This window comes from Gordonia westfalica, from assembly GCF_900105725.1.
GTDB lineage: Bacteria > Actinomycetota > Actinomycetes > Mycobacteriales > Mycobacteriaceae > Gordonia > Gordonia westfalica.
In genome coordinates, this window is the sequence record NZ_FNLM01000034.1 from 3,119,900 (window position 1) to 3,133,637 (window position 13,738).

At 67.6% G+C, this 13,738-nt stretch carries 28 protein-coding genes; all 28 read right to left on the minus strand.

Annotated features, from left to right (window positions below):
* Window positions 1-12 precede the first annotated feature (12 nt).
* On the minus strand, window positions 13-1,611 hold the full coding sequence (locus BLU62_RS19610; protein WP_139180054.1) for a hypothetical protein: 1,599 nt from the start codon (window positions 1,609-1,611) through the stop codon (window positions 13-15).
* The gene (locus BLU62_RS19615) at window positions 1,580-1,843 is read right to left on the minus strand and encodes a hypothetical protein (RefSeq protein ID WP_139180055.1); all 264 of its coding nucleotides are present in this window, start codon (window positions 1,841-1,843) and stop codon (window positions 1,580-1,582) included. The genes BLU62_RS19610 and BLU62_RS19615 overlap by 32 nt, the downstream gene beginning before the upstream one ends.
* 211 nt (window positions 1,844-2,054) lie before the next feature.
* Window positions 2,055-2,423 carry a hypothetical protein gene (locus tag BLU62_RS19620; RefSeq protein WP_074851551.1) on the minus strand — a complete coding sequence of 123 codons (369 nt, stop codon included), beginning with the start codon at window positions 2,421-2,423 and terminating at the stop codon, window positions 2,055-2,057.
* A 466-nt stretch (window positions 2,424-2,889) separates the two neighbouring features.
* Entirely contained in the window at window positions 2,890-3,261 is a 372-nt protein-coding gene (locus BLU62_RS19625) for a hypothetical protein (protein ID WP_074851552.1), read from the minus strand.
* A complete protein-coding gene (locus BLU62_RS32925) occupies window positions 3,258-3,419 on the minus strand; it encodes a hypothetical protein (protein ID WP_159441566.1) in 162 nt (53 codons plus the stop codon). The genes BLU62_RS19625 and BLU62_RS32925 overlap by 4 nt, the downstream gene beginning before the upstream one ends.
* Window positions 3,416-4,012 (minus strand): hypothetical protein, encoded by a 597-nt coding sequence (locus BLU62_RS19630; protein ID WP_074851554.1) that lies wholly within the window; start codon window positions 4,010-4,012, stop codon window positions 3,416-3,418. Before BLU62_RS19630 ends, BLU62_RS32925 begins: the two co-directional genes overlap by 4 nt.
* The gene (locus BLU62_RS19635; RefSeq protein WP_074851556.1) at window positions 4,009-4,788 is read right to left on the minus strand and encodes a hypothetical protein; all 780 of its coding nucleotides are present in this window, start codon (window positions 4,786-4,788) and stop codon (window positions 4,009-4,011) included. Before BLU62_RS19635 ends, BLU62_RS19630 begins: the two co-directional genes overlap by 4 nt.
* Before the next feature lie 354 nt (window positions 4,789-5,142).
* Window positions 5,143-5,307: a hypothetical protein gene (locus BLU62_RS32930; RefSeq protein WP_159441567.1), complete on the minus strand. Its 165-nt coding sequence runs from the start codon at window positions 5,305-5,307 to the stop codon at window positions 5,143-5,145.
* Window positions 5,304-5,537 (minus strand): hypothetical protein, encoded by a 234-nt coding sequence (locus BLU62_RS19640; RefSeq protein WP_074851558.1) that lies wholly within the window; start codon window positions 5,535-5,537, stop codon window positions 5,304-5,306. The genes BLU62_RS32930 and BLU62_RS19640 overlap by 4 nt, the downstream gene beginning before the upstream one ends.
* Window positions 5,534-6,118, minus strand: coding sequence for a hypothetical protein (locus BLU62_RS19645; RefSeq protein ID WP_074851559.1), 585 nt, complete (start codon window positions 6,116-6,118; stop codon window positions 5,534-5,536). Before BLU62_RS19645 ends, BLU62_RS19640 begins: the two co-directional genes overlap by 4 nt.
* The gene (locus BLU62_RS19650) at window positions 6,115-7,374 is read right to left on the minus strand and encodes a hypothetical protein (RefSeq protein ID WP_074851561.1); all 1,260 of its coding nucleotides are present in this window, start codon (window positions 7,372-7,374) and stop codon (window positions 6,115-6,117) included. Before BLU62_RS19650 ends, BLU62_RS19645 begins: the two co-directional genes overlap by 4 nt.
* Complete coding sequence (locus BLU62_RS19655) at window positions 7,371-7,583, minus strand: hypothetical protein (protein ID WP_074851563.1); 213 nt, start codon at window positions 7,581-7,583, stop codon at window positions 7,371-7,373. Before BLU62_RS19655 ends, BLU62_RS19650 begins: the two co-directional genes overlap by 4 nt.
* A complete protein-coding gene (locus BLU62_RS19660; RefSeq protein WP_074851565.1) occupies window positions 7,580-7,873 on the minus strand; it encodes a hypothetical protein in 294 nt (97 codons plus the stop codon). Before BLU62_RS19660 ends, BLU62_RS19655 begins: the two co-directional genes overlap by 4 nt.
* A complete protein-coding gene (locus BLU62_RS19665; RefSeq protein WP_074851567.1) occupies window positions 7,870-8,166 on the minus strand; it encodes a hypothetical protein in 297 nt (98 codons plus the stop codon). The genes BLU62_RS19660 and BLU62_RS19665 overlap by 4 nt, the downstream gene beginning before the upstream one ends.
* On the minus strand, window positions 8,166-8,849 hold the full coding sequence (locus BLU62_RS19670) for a hypothetical protein (RefSeq protein ID WP_139180056.1): 684 nt from the start codon (window positions 8,847-8,849) through the stop codon (window positions 8,166-8,168). Before BLU62_RS19670 ends, BLU62_RS19665 begins: the two co-directional genes overlap by 1 nt.
* A gap of 94 nt (window positions 8,850-8,943) precedes the next feature.
* The gene (locus tag BLU62_RS19675; RefSeq protein WP_208863652.1) at window positions 8,944-9,351 is read right to left on the minus strand and encodes an HNH endonuclease; all 408 of its coding nucleotides are present in this window, start codon (window positions 9,349-9,351) and stop codon (window positions 8,944-8,946) included.
* Window positions 9,341-9,508, minus strand: a complete 168-nt coding sequence (locus BLU62_RS32935) for a hypothetical protein (protein WP_159441568.1) — start codon at window positions 9,506-9,508, stop codon at window positions 9,341-9,343. The genes BLU62_RS19675 and BLU62_RS32935 overlap by 11 nt, the downstream gene beginning before the upstream one ends.
* Complete coding sequence (locus BLU62_RS19680) at window positions 9,505-9,921, minus strand: HNH endonuclease (RefSeq protein WP_074851572.1); 417 nt, start codon at window positions 9,919-9,921, stop codon at window positions 9,505-9,507. Before BLU62_RS19680 ends, BLU62_RS32935 begins: the two co-directional genes overlap by 4 nt.
* On the minus strand, window positions 9,918-10,310 hold the full coding sequence (locus tag BLU62_RS19685) for a DUF4326 domain-containing protein (protein WP_074851574.1): 393 nt from the start codon (window positions 10,308-10,310) through the stop codon (window positions 9,918-9,920). Before BLU62_RS19685 ends, BLU62_RS19680 begins: the two co-directional genes overlap by 4 nt.
* Window positions 10,310-10,561 carry a hypothetical protein gene (locus BLU62_RS19690; protein WP_074851576.1) on the minus strand — a complete coding sequence of 84 codons (252 nt, stop codon included), beginning with the start codon at window positions 10,559-10,561 and terminating at the stop codon, window positions 10,310-10,312. The genes BLU62_RS19685 and BLU62_RS19690 overlap by 1 nt, the downstream gene beginning before the upstream one ends.
* On the minus strand, window positions 10,558-11,616 hold the full coding sequence (locus tag BLU62_RS19695; RefSeq protein ID WP_074851578.1) for a DNA-methyltransferase: 1,059 nt from the start codon (window positions 11,614-11,616) through the stop codon (window positions 10,558-10,560). Before BLU62_RS19695 ends, BLU62_RS19690 begins: the two co-directional genes overlap by 4 nt.
* A complete protein-coding gene (locus BLU62_RS19700; protein WP_074851580.1) occupies window positions 11,613-12,020 on the minus strand; it encodes a hypothetical protein in 408 nt (135 codons plus the stop codon). Before BLU62_RS19700 ends, BLU62_RS19695 begins: the two co-directional genes overlap by 4 nt.
* Window positions 12,017-12,235: a hypothetical protein gene (locus BLU62_RS19705; RefSeq protein WP_074851582.1), complete on the minus strand. Its 219-nt coding sequence runs from the start codon at window positions 12,233-12,235 to the stop codon at window positions 12,017-12,019. Before BLU62_RS19705 ends, BLU62_RS19700 begins: the two co-directional genes overlap by 4 nt.
* Window positions 12,228-12,479, minus strand: coding sequence for a hypothetical protein (locus BLU62_RS19710; RefSeq protein WP_074851584.1), 252 nt, complete (start codon window positions 12,477-12,479; stop codon window positions 12,228-12,230). The genes BLU62_RS19705 and BLU62_RS19710 overlap by 8 nt, the downstream gene beginning before the upstream one ends.
* Window positions 12,476-12,976 carry an ASCH domain-containing protein gene (locus BLU62_RS19715; protein ID WP_074851585.1) on the minus strand — a complete coding sequence of 167 codons (501 nt, stop codon included), beginning with the start codon at window positions 12,974-12,976 and terminating at the stop codon, window positions 12,476-12,478. Before BLU62_RS19715 ends, BLU62_RS19710 begins: the two co-directional genes overlap by 4 nt.
* Entirely contained in the window at window positions 12,973-13,158 is a 186-nt protein-coding gene (locus BLU62_RS19720) for a hypothetical protein (RefSeq protein WP_074851587.1), read from the minus strand. Before BLU62_RS19720 ends, BLU62_RS19715 begins: the two co-directional genes overlap by 4 nt.
* Window positions 13,158-13,553, minus strand: coding sequence for a beta-sandwich lipoprotein (locus BLU62_RS19725; RefSeq protein ID WP_074851589.1), 396 nt, complete (start codon window positions 13,551-13,553; stop codon window positions 13,158-13,160). Before BLU62_RS19725 ends, BLU62_RS19720 begins: the two co-directional genes overlap by 1 nt.
* Entirely contained in the window at window positions 13,550-13,735 is a 186-nt protein-coding gene (locus tag BLU62_RS19730; RefSeq protein ID WP_074851591.1) for a hypothetical protein, read from the minus strand. Before BLU62_RS19730 ends, BLU62_RS19725 begins: the two co-directional genes overlap by 4 nt.
* Window positions 13,736-13,738: the final 3 nt, after the last annotated feature.

Below are 13,738 nucleotides of genomic sequence, written 5' to 3' on the forward strand. Positions count from 1 at the left end.
GTCACCCCCTTCTCAGAAGCTCGCGGTCAACAGGTCAACTCCGGACGCCGGCCGGGACGGCGTGCGCCGACGTGGCGTCGCTGCGGCCCGTGACGGAGTGCCCCGGGTCTGGGTGCCGCGCGATGGTCGAGCAGGCCGTTTCGCTGCCCGCGCGCCGAACGTCAGCAGGCCCCACCGCGCCGCGGTGATCGCTTTCAGCGGGGCGGCCGAGTCGCCGACCGTGTCGTCCCACACGAAGTCGCCCTGCGGTAGTTCGCGTTTCGACGCGTCGGCGACCGCGTCGACCAGAATCTCCTGGCCCACATGCGACAACATGCTCGACGTCGCATCGTCGAGGAACCCGCCGCACGCCGTCGCGACCTGCGGTGTGGTCATCAACTCCGGTTCCAGCTCGGCCTGCAGCAGCAGCGGGACAATCGGCTTCGCCTGGTCGTGCGAGTCGATCACCAACGCCACCGGATCGGACCGTTCGACGACCGCGAGGATGAACGACACCACCGCCGCAGCCGTCGCCTCGCGGAAGTAGCCCACCTCGACGTGCACCTTCCCGACCGCCGTGTGCTGCGCCGCGGCCAGCGCCCACCGCTCCCGGTTTCGGGTTCGCGAGAGCCCCAGCGCGATCGGTCCCACCAACTCCGGGGAGGCGTTTCGCATGGTCGACCACTCCTCCAGGTCGATGAGCAGCTCGAGTTCCTCTTCGTCCTTCGGCCAGCGGCCACGGTTGAGGTACTCGAGCTCGAAACCCCGCCGCTTGCGTGTCGTTTTCGCGTTGGCCAGCTTCGTCCGCAGGAACCGGGCCTTCTGGATCACCCCGAACGACGGGTTCGCGTACTCCCAGGTCGCGACCTCGTCGATCGGCATCTCCTCCGGAGCCAGCCACTCCGCGAAGTACAGTTCCTCCTCGCCGGCCAGGCCACGCCGCCGAATCGACGCCAACACCTGGCAATTCGGCATCGTGTCCTCGTCCACCGCGGTGGACAGGTAGATCGTCTGCGCGTTCTTCGACGCCAACTGCGTCGGGTCCAGCGCGTCAGTCTGGACACCCGTCAGGTTGTACGCCTCGTCGTAGATGACGAGATCGACCTCGTCGAAACCCTTTCCGAGGTCCGCCGACCTGGTGACGAACGCGACTCGCGCACCGCGATCGGTTTCGATGTAACCGCGCCCACCCGAGCACGTGTGCGCCACCACCCTGCGGCGCAGCCACGGGCGGGCATCGATGATCGCCCACACGCGCTTGTACACGTCCTCGGCCGTGGCCCAGCGTTGCGCCGAGTACACGATCCGCTCGCCCTGCCGGTCGTTCGCCAGGAACAATCCCCACAGAATGCGGATGATGACCAGCAGCGTCTTACCGTTCTGCCGCGCGATGATCGCCACACACTCCGGATGGGTCCACAACCCGTCCGGACGGCGCCGCATCCACGCCCGCAGCATCGTCGACTGCCACGGCATCGCCTTCTTGCCGACCCGCCGGCCGAGCTCCACCGCCTTCACACCGTCCGAGTCGTCGCCGGGCGACTCCGACAGGAAGTGCGGTTCCTGCCTGCCGGTCAGCCGAGGCCACTCGGCGAGCTCGTCAGAGGTCGGCGAGGCCGTCGTCGTCGCCACCAGCACCTTCGCCCGGGTCGTCTCCACGATGACGCGCGATCGCCGCGAGCAACCGCATCAGAGACGTCTGTTGCTGCCGCGCCTCCTGCAACGCGTGATCAACCCGCACCTCGATGACCGAGTCCCGCCCGGTCACCACCTTCGTCCACGTGGGCACATCCCCAGTGAGGATCAGGTCCAGCTTCGCCAGCCGATCCACGATCCGCCCCACCTCGCGAATCATGATCCGCACCGACACAGGGTCACCAGCACGAGACAGCTCCGAAACCACCTCGGACCCGGTCAATTCGAGGGCCAACGTCACCGAATCCCTCGCTTTCCGCACCGAAACCCCGGCCCCGCGCAAAAAAAATTCCTGACTCACCGGCCAGTCAGGCGTGGCCCCCCTTCGGATATTTGGAGGGGGTGGGGGTGCGCCTGGCCGGGGGGAAGTCGGTCAGGTGCTATGGCCAGCAGGTGATGGCGAGTGGGCCGAGGTTGTTGGGGGCTGTATCGGGTTGTGTGCCGGTGAGGGCTGGGCGTTGGTGGTCGTGGTTGCCTGCGCCGCGTTCTTTGTTGCATTGGCCGTGGAGGAGGCGGTCGGCTTTGCGTCCTCCGTGGGCGCGGGGGTGGCTGTGGTCGGCGGCGAGGCTGCCTGAGGCGGGATCGGTGCTGTGGGGGTTGTAGTCGTAGTTGCGGGTGCGGTCGCGCCACATGGGTCGTCCGCACCACCAGCAGGGTGTGCCGTCGACGTGTTGGGCTTTGAGGTGTCGGGCGTTTTGTTGGTGTGACCAGCCGAGGTGTTTCTGTGTGGTGGTCTTGCGTGGTGCCATGCGTGGCCGCCTGGTGTGTGGTGTGGGGGCCCGTCGCGGCGCGGGTGCTGCGTGTGTGTCGGTCCGGTGCGGGGTTGCCCGGTCACCACACGGTTGATGCCAGCCCAGCATCGGGGTGTGTGGTGTCGAGGGTGCGCGCACGGCCGCGCCGCGACGGGGGAATGAGAAGAGGTGCTGGCCCGTGTGGGCACAGCACCTCAATCTGAGTGTTTAGGATTCGGAGTTTCTGTCGATTTGTCAAGCACCCCAGTCGGTCTGTCGTCAGTCAATGTGCTCGAGGTAGCGAACTAGACAGGACGGCTGGTCGCCCTCTCGGAACGACGTGTTCGGGAACCGGGCCAGGTTGACGTGGGTGACATGCACTGCGGCATGGTCTGGTGGATGATGTTCGGCGACACGCCCAGCGATCCACCAATCCGCCTGAGACGCGGGATGTATCACCCGCACGCGGTCCCCCACGTTGAACTCAGCCATCGTGGGGAGCGTACGCGAAGGTACTGAGGATGATGGGTTCGTCCGTGCTCGACAGTGTGGGTTCGGCGGATGCGCGGGCTGCTTCGGTGATGGGGGCGAGGATGCATAGTGTGTCGCAGGACAGAAACCCTCGTGCGACGTCTGGGGTGGCGGGGCGGAAGTAGATCTCCGCGCCGTTGGCGTACTGGATGTAGCGGCGTGAGCGTGAGCGGCGTTGTGGCAGTTCGTCGATCGCGACGATGCGGTCGAACAGGTCGGTGCAGTGGGCGCCCTTCCCGACGACGAGCACTGTTCTGCCTTCGGATGTCGCCTGGGTCACGAGCTGCTGCGCGAGTTCGTCGGCTGCCTGGCCGTTGACGTTCATCGCACGTTCCTCCACCACACCGAGAGTCCGCGGCTACCGAGTTTCACGTTGCAGCCGCGGCGGTGGCGCTCGATGCCCCACTGTCGTGCGGCGGGGTGGCGGCGTGTGCTCCAGTCGACCGCGGGCAGGTACTCGATTCTGAATCGCGGGGTGGTCATGACGTTGCCTTCCGCTGTTGGAGGGCGAGCCATTCGTCGTGGGCGTCGAGCACGGCGTCGAACCATTCGGCGTTGTCGTCGCCGAGCACGTTGTCGATGCCGCCGTCGTCGCCGGGAAGTGCACCGAACGCGTCCTCGACCCGCTGGCGTACGAACTCCTGGCGGTCGTCGAGCAGCTTGTCGTACGGGTTGCTCGTGTGCCCGAGCGCTTCCCGTCCGTCGAGGGTGCCGCCGTGGTAGCCCTCGTCCCATGCTTGCCGCATGGCGTCGAGGTGGTTCCGTGTGGGGGCTGGTGCGGGCAGTGCGTCGGGTTGTCCGGTGACCGCGAGCACCTGTCGAAGCATGCTCGCAATGACGTCGCCGAGCTTTCGGAGCGCTTCGTGTGGGACACCTCCGTCGACGGTGACGGGTTCGGTCCATGCCACCCGGGCCAGGTGGTCGGCGGCGGCGATGTGCCGCCACTGTGCGTCGATCAGGCGTTGCCCCGGCAGTGGGTATGTCAGGCCGGGTAGTTCCCCCAGCGCGCGGTGGCAGTCGGCGCAGAGCGTGAACGACAGGAACTGTTGCCCGTCGGGTGTGTGGTAGAGGTTCATGCTGTTCGGTCCTTCTTCTGTCGTCGGTCTTGTTGTTGTCGGAGTCGGTGGAAGACGTCGCCGGCGCGGTAGAGCTTTTGGCCGTCGCGGGTGCGGCCTCGGACGGGCAATCGTTCGCGGCGCCGGTACGCCATGTCGTGCACGGTCTTCGGTTTGATGTCGAGTTTGAAGCGGTCGCGGACTACGTCGACGAGTTCGTTGGCGGTGAAGAATCGGCCTTCGAGTTCGGTGTCGACGAGCTGGCGTTGATAGTCGGTGTCGACGACACGGCGGCACTTCTTGCAGGTGAGGGTGTCGCCGCCCCGGGACCACAGGGATTGGCCGCACATCTCGCAGTAGCCGTGGAAGTGGGGGCGGACGGGGGTGTCGATGGCGGCGAATGCGGTGTCGTGGGCGGTGATGATGGTGGTGGCGATGTGGGTCGCGTTGTCGCACACGGCGAGTGACCGGATGCGGCGGGTGAGCCACAGCGCGAGGTAGGGGGATCGTCGTTCGCCGGGCCAGGTGAGTCCGCGTTGGGTGCAGACGGACCAGACGGCTTCTCGGAGTGCGCCGTGCAGTTCGCGTGCCGCTTCGGCTGCGGCGTCGTCGTACGGCATGGGGCCTTCGCTGTCGGCCCGTTTCCCGGAGACGCGTTCCGAGTTGTCGCGGAATGCGGTGTCGCGGATCAGGGTGGCGTCGAGGTCTTCGGACAGCCACGCGTGGATGTCGGTGAGTTTCTCGACGAGGCGGTCCTGGGCGTTGCGGTCGAGTCCGGCGTCGACGGGCTGGGTCATCGGATCGTGTGCCTCTCGTCGGCGTGGCGGGTGAATGCTCGGTCTCGGTCGACGCGCAGGTTTTCGGAGTAGACGGGGACGGCGGGCCGGTCGGGTTCGGGCTCGCGCGGTGGTGCGGGTACGCAGTCGCACGTGTCGGCGGCCGCGGGGATCTCTAAATGGCAGCGCGGGCAGACGGTCATCGTGTGTTCCCGTCGCCGTGGACAACGCGGCGGTGTGCCGCGTATCCCGCTGGCCCTCCTTGGATTCGGACGTCACGGCTCGTGTGGCAGCGCTTCTGGAAGCTGCGAGAGCACTCGGGGCAGCGGATCTCACTCGGTGGCAGGTCGCACGCTTCGGCCAGTTCTTCGTCGGTCAACGCTGCTCCTTTGTCCATTCGACGCCGAGAACCGCGTCGTAGTGGGGTCCGGCGTGGCCGTGCTCGCGTGTGCAGCAGACGGTGGCGCGGGCGCCGGCACTGGCGAGCCATGCGATGTTGGCGCACTCGATCGCTGAGCTGGGCGCGGGTGGATGCTTCACAGCTGCTCCTTGTCGTCGTGGCCGTAGTGGGTGATGAGGACGACGGGTTCGATGGAATCGCGGCCGTTGTCGTCGTGCATCCACGAGGTGGAGCCATCAGTGCGGCGCTCCACGTTGGCGCGGAACTGGTACACGCAGACGTCGGCGTCGTACCCGAACTCTGAGTCCGTCGCGACGACGGTGCTCGGCGGCAGCGCGGACAGCTTCTCGATTAGCTCGGCGACGGTCATCGTGTGGCTCGCAGTTCGGTGGGCCAGTCGATCGCTTGTAGTCCGGTGGTGTGCCGCTCCTTCGTTTCGAACGGCAGCGGCCACCCGAGGTGGTGGGCGCCCATGGCGGCGAGGATGACGGCGTCGCCTTCGTCGTCGTTGCAGATCCGTTCGCCGGGGAACATCTCTCGCACCGCGGCGAGCACGCGGGCTTTGCGGACCTTCCGGTCGATCCCGCGGGGCACCGATCCGGTGGCCCACTTCTCCCGGGTCCCTGGGGCGACAACGGCGATCGGGATGCCCATGCCCTGGATCGTGGAGTAGACGCCCATCCACAGTGCGTGGCGGTCCATCTGGGCGCCGTACTGCGACCCGTACGACGGGCCTTCCATCACGACGAGCTCGGTGTCGGCTGGGATCTGGGAGATGATCCGGCGGGTTTGGGCCACGATGCGGCGAGCGCGTTGCGGGTATCCCTCGCCGGCGGTGCCGTCGCGGCCGACCGCGGCGACGGCGATCACCTTCGTCGGGCCCACGGGGTGGAGCGCGAGGACCGCGATGCCGGTGCTGGTGAGGGACGGGTCGAGACCGACGATGCTCACTCGACACCGCCCGCGATACCACCGGCAAGGCCGAACAGGCGCCTGATACCCGAGTCTGTGTCTGGGTCATTGAGGGTGATGGCGAACTCTTCGGTGCTCGATCCGTCGAGGCGGAGCACGGTGTCGACGTTCGTGACGTATCCGGTGTAGACGCGTCCGCCGATCTCGTAGCCGACGGTGTCGCCGCGCTGCGGCATCGTGACGCCGATGGGCAGGTACGGGGCTCCGTCAGGGATTCGGGTGCGGGCGGCGCGCAGTGGGCGCCCGTCGTCGATGGCGAGGCGGCCCATGAGCCGATGCGCGGCGGCCCGCATCTCGCGTGGTGCGAGGAACCACAGGCCGTGCTGGTCGAACCAACGGTCGACACGGTTGGTCGAGACGACGGCGCGTGAGTGGACGTAGTCGCCGCCCGGGCCGTCGATCTCGTGCCACACGATGCGACCACCGAGATCGTGTGGCGGGCGCGCCGTGTGGACGTCGAGGGTGAGGGGACGTCGGTCGGTCTCGTGGGCGGTGTAGTGGGCGTAGATGCCGGTGCTGGTGGCGGGATCGTTGATCAGTGGGGTCATGCCGGTGCGGCCGTCGACGAGCCGGACGATGAGGGTCGTGCGGGCGGGTGGGCCGACCATGCCGCGGACGACGCCGACTCCTTCGGTTTCGAAGGTGAACTCCTCCATGTCCTGGTGGGCGGTGATGTCGAGTCGCCACCAGCGGGCCGGTTCCAGCCAGCGTGTGATCCCGGGCCACCGTCCGAGCTCGGGCGTGACGCGGCCGTCTCGGATTGGGCGGGTCAGCCAGGATGCGGGGTCCAGCGGGTCGTCGGGAAGCTGCCACAGCCCGCGGAGCGCGCCCGCGGGGCCGCCGCCGAAGGCTGCTCGCCACATGAGGCAGTTGGGGCACTGGCAGCCGTCGTCGTCGGTCAGGCTCGCCGCTGCGTCGCACGTCGAGGGTAGGGGGCCGATGAACTCGGAGCCCGGGCACAGCACGGTGGAGTCGTCGTCGGCGTGGCGGTAGTCGCCGAGGATGGCCGATTCGGCGTACTCGTACTCCTCGCCCCGCATCCGGGCCATCACGACGTTCGTGAGGTACTCGCGGCGCATCTCCTCCATGCGGGTGGTGATGGCGAGGCCGTGCCACGCACGGCCGCAGTGCCCGCACCGGCGGTCGGCGTCGGCGGCGCGGCGGGCCTGCCCGCTTTCGCCGGCGGCGATTTGCTCGTCGATGAGGGCGTCGATGTCGTCGACGATGTCGCTCATGGTCGCTCCCGTCCGGTGAAAATGTCACTGCCCCAGGCAACGTGATGAACGAGCATCGAGGTGCCAACAGCGTGGCGCAGTGCTTCGATCTCACTTGGGAACGCCGTCGCGCCTGAGTTGTCGCCGTAGTAGGCGATCCAGACGCCGGTCGGTTCGATGGTCAGTTCGGCGTCTGGGGGCAGCATGATTGCCGAGTCGTGCGTGCTCACGGTTCCACCACCTGCGCGTCGGTGACCTCGTCGGGTTGGTGGCGGGCGAACTCGTCGCGGACGATCTGCGCCGCCTCACCGACACCGGAGAGGGCGAGGCCCTTCACGGCGAACGCGAGGAGTGCGCGGAGCGCATCGGTCGGGACGTCTTCGGCCGACGGGCTGCCGCCCGGGAGGTGTCCGAACAACCCGTCGGGGTGTCGCATCACGTGGATGCGCCACTCGATTGGTGAGTCGGCGCTGTCGCTGGTGTCGACGGCAACCACCTTGGAACGCTTCTCGGTCCTCACAGTTCCGTCACCTCCTGCATCACGTCACGGATGGCGTAGAACCGCATGTCGCACACCGGGCAGACCGGCTGGGGTGCGCCCTTCTTCGTGAGGGTGCGGCGCACGTGGTTGCGGACGACCTGCACGCAGTGCTGGCACAGCAGCGTCACGTGGTGGCCGCACGTGTGGTCGTCGTGTGTCTTCGGCGGGTGCATCACCACGCGGTAGACCGCGGGGGCGGTGCACACCACGCGGGGGGAGGCCGAGTCGCACGGGATGTGCGCGGCGAAGTCGGGCAGGTGGGGCTGGGTCACTACGAGCTTCCTTTCGAGGCTGAGGCGGCGAGCTGTTCGCGGACGAGTGCCATCCCGCGGGCGGCACGGGCGGCGGTGTCGGGGTCGTGATCGCAGACACGGTTCCCGCGGTAACCGGTCTCGTTGTCGCAGAGCGGGCAGTTCTCGCGAGCGATCCGTTCCGCCTCGACGCGGGCGGCGCGCTCGGCCCGTTCGGCCTCGGTACGGCGCTGGGCCTGCTGGGCGTCCCAGGTCTCGCGGATTCGCCGCGCGTCAGCGCAGGCGCCGCACGCCGGGGGGCGCTCGTCGTTGATGTGCTTGGGGCAGCGGGGGGTTGGGGGCTCGTCGCTCGCACGTTCCGGTACGTAACCCTCCCTCCCTTCGTAACCACTAGAGGGAAGGGAAGGGAAGGGATGGGAGTCGTGAACGTGCGGCGAACGTTCGCCCGAACCGTTCGGCTGAACAGGTTCAGTCCGTTCGGTGGAACGTTCACCCGAACGAACCTTGCGCATGCGCTGTCTAGCAGCAGCTTTCTCCGATTCGACCTGTTCTTTCGACCGCTGGTGATTGAGGAACTTCACGAACCGATAGCCACCGTCGACGGTCTCCCACAGGCCGCAATCCGTGAGGCGGTCAGCCTGTGCTTTCGTTCCGATTTGCCGCGCAATTCGCGTCGGAACGAATCCATCCGTGAGTTGCTGCATGCACCAGGCACCCGCGCGAGCCCACAATCCGATGGCCGAGTTGCCGGCCTGGATCATCTTGTCGTCGAACGCGGCGGTGTCTGAGACACGGAAGTCAGGCACTGAGTTTCACCTCCATGTCGATCTCTGCGAAGGTGAATTTGCGGCCTACGAGCTCGCTGATGGCTTTCTCTGCGCACTCGCGGGAGGGGACGGTTCCCTGCAGCACCGCGGTGGCTTTCTGGATGCGCTCAGCCCACTGCTCGTCCCGCACGTAGGTCGCCTTGCGGCGGTTGCACGGACTGCATGCGGCGCGCAGGTTGTCTATGTCGTCGGAGCCGCCGATCGCGCGCGGGATGACGTGGTCGAGCTCGAGCATGATGTACGGGTCGTCAGCGGTCCAAGGGGCGTTCTTCGGGGACGGGCACGGTTCGAACTGCAGCCCGCAGTACTGGCAGCGGTAGCCGTCGCGCTCGTAGACCGAGAGACGTACCCGCATCGAGATCTTGGGTCTATGCGCCACTCTGGGTCTCCTTGTCGTGTAGTCGGGTCGGGCAGTCGGGTGCGTGCCCCTGCGCTTCGGGGTGCCACTCGCACCACAGGCACCGGCGGTTCCGGATCCGCTCGGCGGTCGTGAGGACCCCGGGAAGGGGCTTCATCTCGCGGGTCTCGCGGCTCATTCGTCGGCTCCATCCGTGAGGAGTTCGGGACTCAGCTGGGCCGCGCGGCGAGCGAGCGCCTGTTGCTTCGTCACCACGAGGTGGCAGTCGTGGCAGAGGGTTTCGAGGTTGGACTGGTGGTTGTGGCAGCCGAAGCCATAGCCGCGGCCGACGCGCGGGACGATGTGGTTCACCTCGAGCGCGCGGGTGCTGCCGCACTTCACGCACTGGCGGCCGTCGCGCCGTTTCGCCTTCTCCCGGGCGGCGGTCCAGTCGTGCTCGCCGCGCCACTCGTACATGCAGGCGTCGCTGCACCAGCGGGTGCGACGGCCGGTCAGCTTGGTTCCGCAGCGGTCACAGACCCCGGGAGTATGCGCGTGTGGGAGCCACGGGCACGCTGCCGCCTCGCGCTCGAGATACTCGACGTACGTCACCGGGGTCCACCGCCGTTCGCGATCTCCAGGAGCACATCGGCATGGCACGGGGCATCGAGCGGGCACCAGCACACGAGGTCACGGCCACGGAGGACGCGATTCGCGTGCGCGGGCAACGACTCAATGCCGTGGGTGTAGATGCCGTGATGCGGTCGAGCGGAGGGTTTGACCGGAACGAAGACGACCGGCGCATACCGGCGGTACGCCTCGACAGACTGCTCGGCAGTGATGTCACTCAGCCCTGAGACGGGGCCGTAGATGTTTGTGATGTCGGGCACCGCGCCGCCGACCGGAAACGGGTTGCCCCACTTCGTCGGCCGCCCGACGTAGACCGCACCCTGGGGCATCTTCCAACCCTTCGTGCGACGGCGCTGGATACGTTGTGGCATCACCGATCGCCTCCGTGCAGGGGGCACACCAGGCGGTGGTCGCGACGACCGTGCGCTGTGTCGCACAGCTCGCGGTCAGTCGGGTGTCGGCAGACGTTGCCCGGGCGGGTGATGAGCCCGCACCGGCAGTAGGTGACGTCCAGGAGCGGGTTGTAGGTGACCGGTTCGTGCTGGTCGGTCGAGCATCGGTTTCGCACCCCGATGTCCTCGTTGAACAGCACGGGGATCAGGCGATGTCGGGTGAAGGTCATGTGGCACCGCCGAAGTCGAGGACCGGCTGAGCCAGCCGGGTCCGGATCGATAGGTCGAGGTACTCGCTGTTGAGGTCGATGCCGACGTATCGGCGCCCGTGCCGGGCGGCGGCGAGCCCGGTTGTGCCGGAACCGCTGAACGGGTCGAGGACGGTGCCGCCGGGTTTGCACCCGGCCTGGATGCACCGCTCGGCCAAGGCGAGGGGCATGACGGCGAAGTGCGCACCGGGAAACGGCTGCGTGGGGATGGACCAGACGTCGCCGGGATTGCGGCCCCGCTCGTGGGTGGCGGTGTGGCGCTCGCCGGTCGGGCCGCCGTTCGTCTGAGGGGAGGTGCCCGGGGGTCGCGCCTCGGCCCGCTGCCCCCACGCCTGGGCGATGGAGTTCTCTTTGTTCACGCTGCCCGATCGTGCGCGGCGGGTCAGGTCTCGATCGCCGTCGTACTGCTCGCGAATGGGGTCGAGATCGAACCAGTAGCGGGTCGACTTCGCGAACATGAACACGTGCTCGTGACGCTTCGACAATCGGTCGGTGATGCTCTCGGGCATGCCGTTTGGCTTCGACCAGATCACCTCGTTGCGCAGGATCCAGCCGTCATCCTGGAGCGCGAACGCGACGCGCCACGGGATGCCCATGAGGTTCTTCGCGGGCGGGGCGCCCGGCTTGATCGCGCCGGTGTTGCTGCCCTTCGATGGGTACCGGCCATCGTGGACCGGAGTGATCATGCTGCCGTTGATCGGCCGCTGAGTGCCGCGTTCGTCCTTGCGTCCCTGGTTGCCCCACGATCCCGAGTAGCTGTCGCCGAGGTTGAGCCACAGGGTGCCGTCGTCGGTGAGCACGCGGCGCAGCTCGGCGAACAGCGCGCGCATCGTCTCGACGTACTCGGCTGGCGAGGCCTCCAACCCGTATTGTCCGGGCTCTCCGTAATCGCGGAGGCCGAAGTAGGGCGGGCTCGTCACGATGCAGTTGACCGATCCGGATTCGAGCTGCCGGCCGATGGCGAGCGCGTCGCCGAGGTAGAGCGTCGCCGAATCGTCGGCGTAGTACGGCGTCATGACACCTCCTGGAACAGGTCGAGTTGGCCGGGTGCGGGCTGGGGTCGCTCTTGAAGGTCGATCGCTTCGAGGGTGATGCGGTACAGCGCGGGGATGTCGCGGGTGTTGACCGGGTAGACCCGCCACGCGACCAGCGCGCGGGCTCGTAGCTCGTCGGGGAGGCTGTCGGCCCACTTCTGGACTCGGGTGAGGGTGATGGACGTTTCGCGCTCGGGGTTCCACTGAGTGGGCCACCAGCCGGTGAGCTTGTTGCCGCGTACCGCGTAGGAGAAGCGGCCGTTCCCGCCTCCACTCATGCTGGTTCGCACGTGGTCGGTCATGCCGGACGTCGCGACGATGGGAGCGATGACCCGGTGCGCTTCGCGGAGGAGGTCCCGCTCGTCGGCGGTCAGGACGAGGGTCATGATCGCGCGCTGTCGAGTAGATCGCGGTTGGCTTCGCGGAACGCGTCACCGTTCTGCTCGATCCATGCTGCGGTTGCCTGTTGGCGGCGCGGGAGAGCCAGCCCGTCCCAGCGGTTTCGCCAGGTGCCGTCCTTGAGGAGGTACGCGCTGGTGCCGTCGTAGACGCCGGGGATCTCGACGGCGATCGCGATGTCGTCGGTGGTGAACTCAGGCACTCGTCACCTCCTCGGTGTAGATGGAGAGTTGTGGTCCGACGTTGCGGGCTGTGGCGATGTCGGCGCGGTTGTAGGCGGCGATGAGGTCTTTCAGGTGTTCCTCGGCCTTGAATCCGGTGAGGTCGGAGCGGACGGGGCCGTCGAGATAGGCGATCAGTTCGTCGGGGGCGCCGGTGATCTCGTAGGGCTCGCCGTCGGGGCCGCGGTTGTCGACGTCGCGGAGACGCCACTGGGTTTCGCTCACCGGGCCACCTCCCGGGTTCCGTACTCGGCGTGCTGTTCAGCGAGGGCGTCGAGTCGGCGGATGATGTCGGCGGGCGGTGTCCACAGTCCGAGTGCGCCTGCGCAGATGAGGGGTTCGGCGAGTGGGCGGGGGTTCTCGAGGACGAGGTGGGTGACGGCGCGGCGGGTGCGGCCGCCGGCCTCGGCGTAGGCGCTCACGCCCCAGGGGCGGCAGCATCCGCCGTCGGGATGGACGTCGACGAGGTCGACGATCCCGATGATCGCGCCCTTCTCGAACTGCCACTCGGGCAGCCGGCCACCGACGATCCCGTGCGGTGGGTGCTGCTCGTACCAAGCGCCGTGCACCAGATCGGACTGCGAGCCGCGGTCGGACCACCGCAGACCCGCGTGGATCGCCAGCGGGCCCCGGTAGGACCAGTTCGCCGTGCGATTCTCGATGAGCTTCCCGCCCTGGACGATCGCCCACGCCCAGGGCTGCTGGACTGTGAGGGCCTTCATAGCTGACCGTTCAGGGTGTTGGCCATGCATTGGGGGCAGACTTCGCCGTCGTCGCCGGAGTACCAGCCGACGGGCTGGCCGGTGATGACCTGCAGGGGGTTGTAGTCGTAGGCGTCGGCGAGGGTGCGTTCGCGACGGCACAGGCTGCATGTCGGCACGCCGGGACTGGTCTCGGCGCTCATCAGGGGCGGTCCACGTTGGGGATGATCGTCTCGGGCTTGAAGGTCACCCGGTAGTGGTCGGTGCTGACCTTCGCGCCGGTCGTCTGCTCCGACATCACGAACACGTTGTCGGCCTTGATCACGTGGTGCTTGACGAAGTCGCCGTTGGCGAGTTTGCAGATGATCTCGTTACGGCCGTCGGGGAATTCCAGCGAGCACTTTCCCTCGACGACCAGCAGGTACTTGTCGGTGATGCCGTTGATCACGGTGATCCGCCGGCTGATCTCGAACTGCTCGGCGGCCTTCTTGAGGTTCTCGTCGGCAACGTCGGCGTCGGTGTTGCATCCGGTGAGGGTGGCGGCGACGGTGGCGGCTGCGAGCGCGGTTGCGGCGAGGGTCTTTCGCGTGGTGTTCATCGGGTTCCTCTCGGTTGGTTGATGCGGCGTGCTGCCATCCGTGTCCATCCGATGACGGAGAGCGCTTCGACGACGAGCAACACCCAGGCGGCGGCGAAGAGGAGCACACCGCCGGTGATGATGGCGGCGACGGCGAGGCAGAAGAGGGCGAAGTTGGCGACGGCAAGCAGCACGAACGGCATCGG

Excerpts from the sequence above, each read along its gene's own strand:
- BLU62_RS19620 (WP_074851551.1), bottom strand. The coding sequence starts at position 2,423 with ATGGCACCACGCAAGACCACCACACAGAAACACCTCGGCTGGTCACAC.
- BLU62_RS19625 (WP_074851552.1), bottom strand. The coding sequence starts at position 3,261 with ATGAACGTCAACGGCCAGGCAGCCGACGAACTCGCGCAGCAGCTCGTG.
- BLU62_RS32925 (WP_159441566.1), bottom strand. The coding sequence starts at position 3,419 with ATGACCACCCCGCGATTCAGAATCGAGTACCTGCCCGCGGTCGACTGG.
- BLU62_RS19630 (WP_074851554.1), bottom strand. The coding sequence starts at position 4,012 with ATGAACCTCTACCACACACCCGACGGGCAACAGTTCCTGTCGTTCACG.
- BLU62_RS19635 (WP_074851556.1), bottom strand. The coding sequence starts at position 4,788 with ATGACCCAGCCCGTCGACGCCGGACTCGACCGCAACGCCCAGGACCGC.
- BLU62_RS19640 (WP_074851558.1), bottom strand. The coding sequence starts at position 5,537 with ATGACCGTCGCCGAGCTAATCGAGAAGCTGTCCGCGCTGCCGCCGAGC.
- BLU62_RS19650 (WP_074851561.1), bottom strand. The coding sequence starts at position 7,374 with ATGAGCGACATCGTCGACGACATCGACGCCCTCATCGACGAGCAAATC.
- BLU62_RS19670 (WP_139180056.1), bottom strand. The coding sequence starts at position 8,849 with ATGCAGCAACTCACGGATGGATTCGTTCCGACGCGAATTGCGCGGCAA.
- BLU62_RS32935 (WP_159441568.1), bottom strand. The coding sequence starts at position 9,508 with ATGAGCCGCGAGACCCGCGAGATGAAGCCCCTTCCCGGGGTCCTCACG.
- BLU62_RS19685 (WP_074851574.1), bottom strand. The coding sequence starts at position 10,310 with ATGCCACAACGTATCCAGCGCCGTCGCACGAAGGGTTGGAAGATGCCC.
- BLU62_RS19690 (WP_074851576.1), bottom strand. The coding sequence starts at position 10,561 with ATGACCTTCACCCGACATCGCCTGATCCCCGTGCTGTTCAACGAGGAC.
- BLU62_RS19695 (WP_074851578.1), bottom strand. The coding sequence starts at position 11,616 with ATGACGCCGTACTACGCCGACGATTCGGCGACGCTCTACCTCGGCGAC.
- BLU62_RS19700 (WP_074851580.1), bottom strand. The coding sequence starts at position 12,020 with ATGACCCTCGTCCTGACCGCCGACGAGCGGGACCTCCTCCGCGAAGCG.
- BLU62_RS19715 (WP_074851585.1), bottom strand. The coding sequence starts at position 12,976 with ATGAAGGCCCTCACAGTCCAGCAGCCCTGGGCGTGGGCGATCGTCCAG.
- BLU62_RS19720 (WP_074851587.1), bottom strand. The coding sequence starts at position 13,158 with ATGAGCGCCGAGACCAGTCCCGGCGTGCCGACATGCAGCCTGTGCCGT.
- BLU62_RS19725 (WP_074851589.1), bottom strand. The coding sequence starts at position 13,553 with ATGAACACCACGCGAAAGACCCTCGCCGCAACCGCGCTCGCAGCCGCC.
- BLU62_RS19730 (WP_074851591.1), bottom strand. The coding sequence starts at position 13,735 with ATGCCGTTCGTGCTGCTTGCCGTCGCCAACTTCGCCCTCTTCTGCCTC.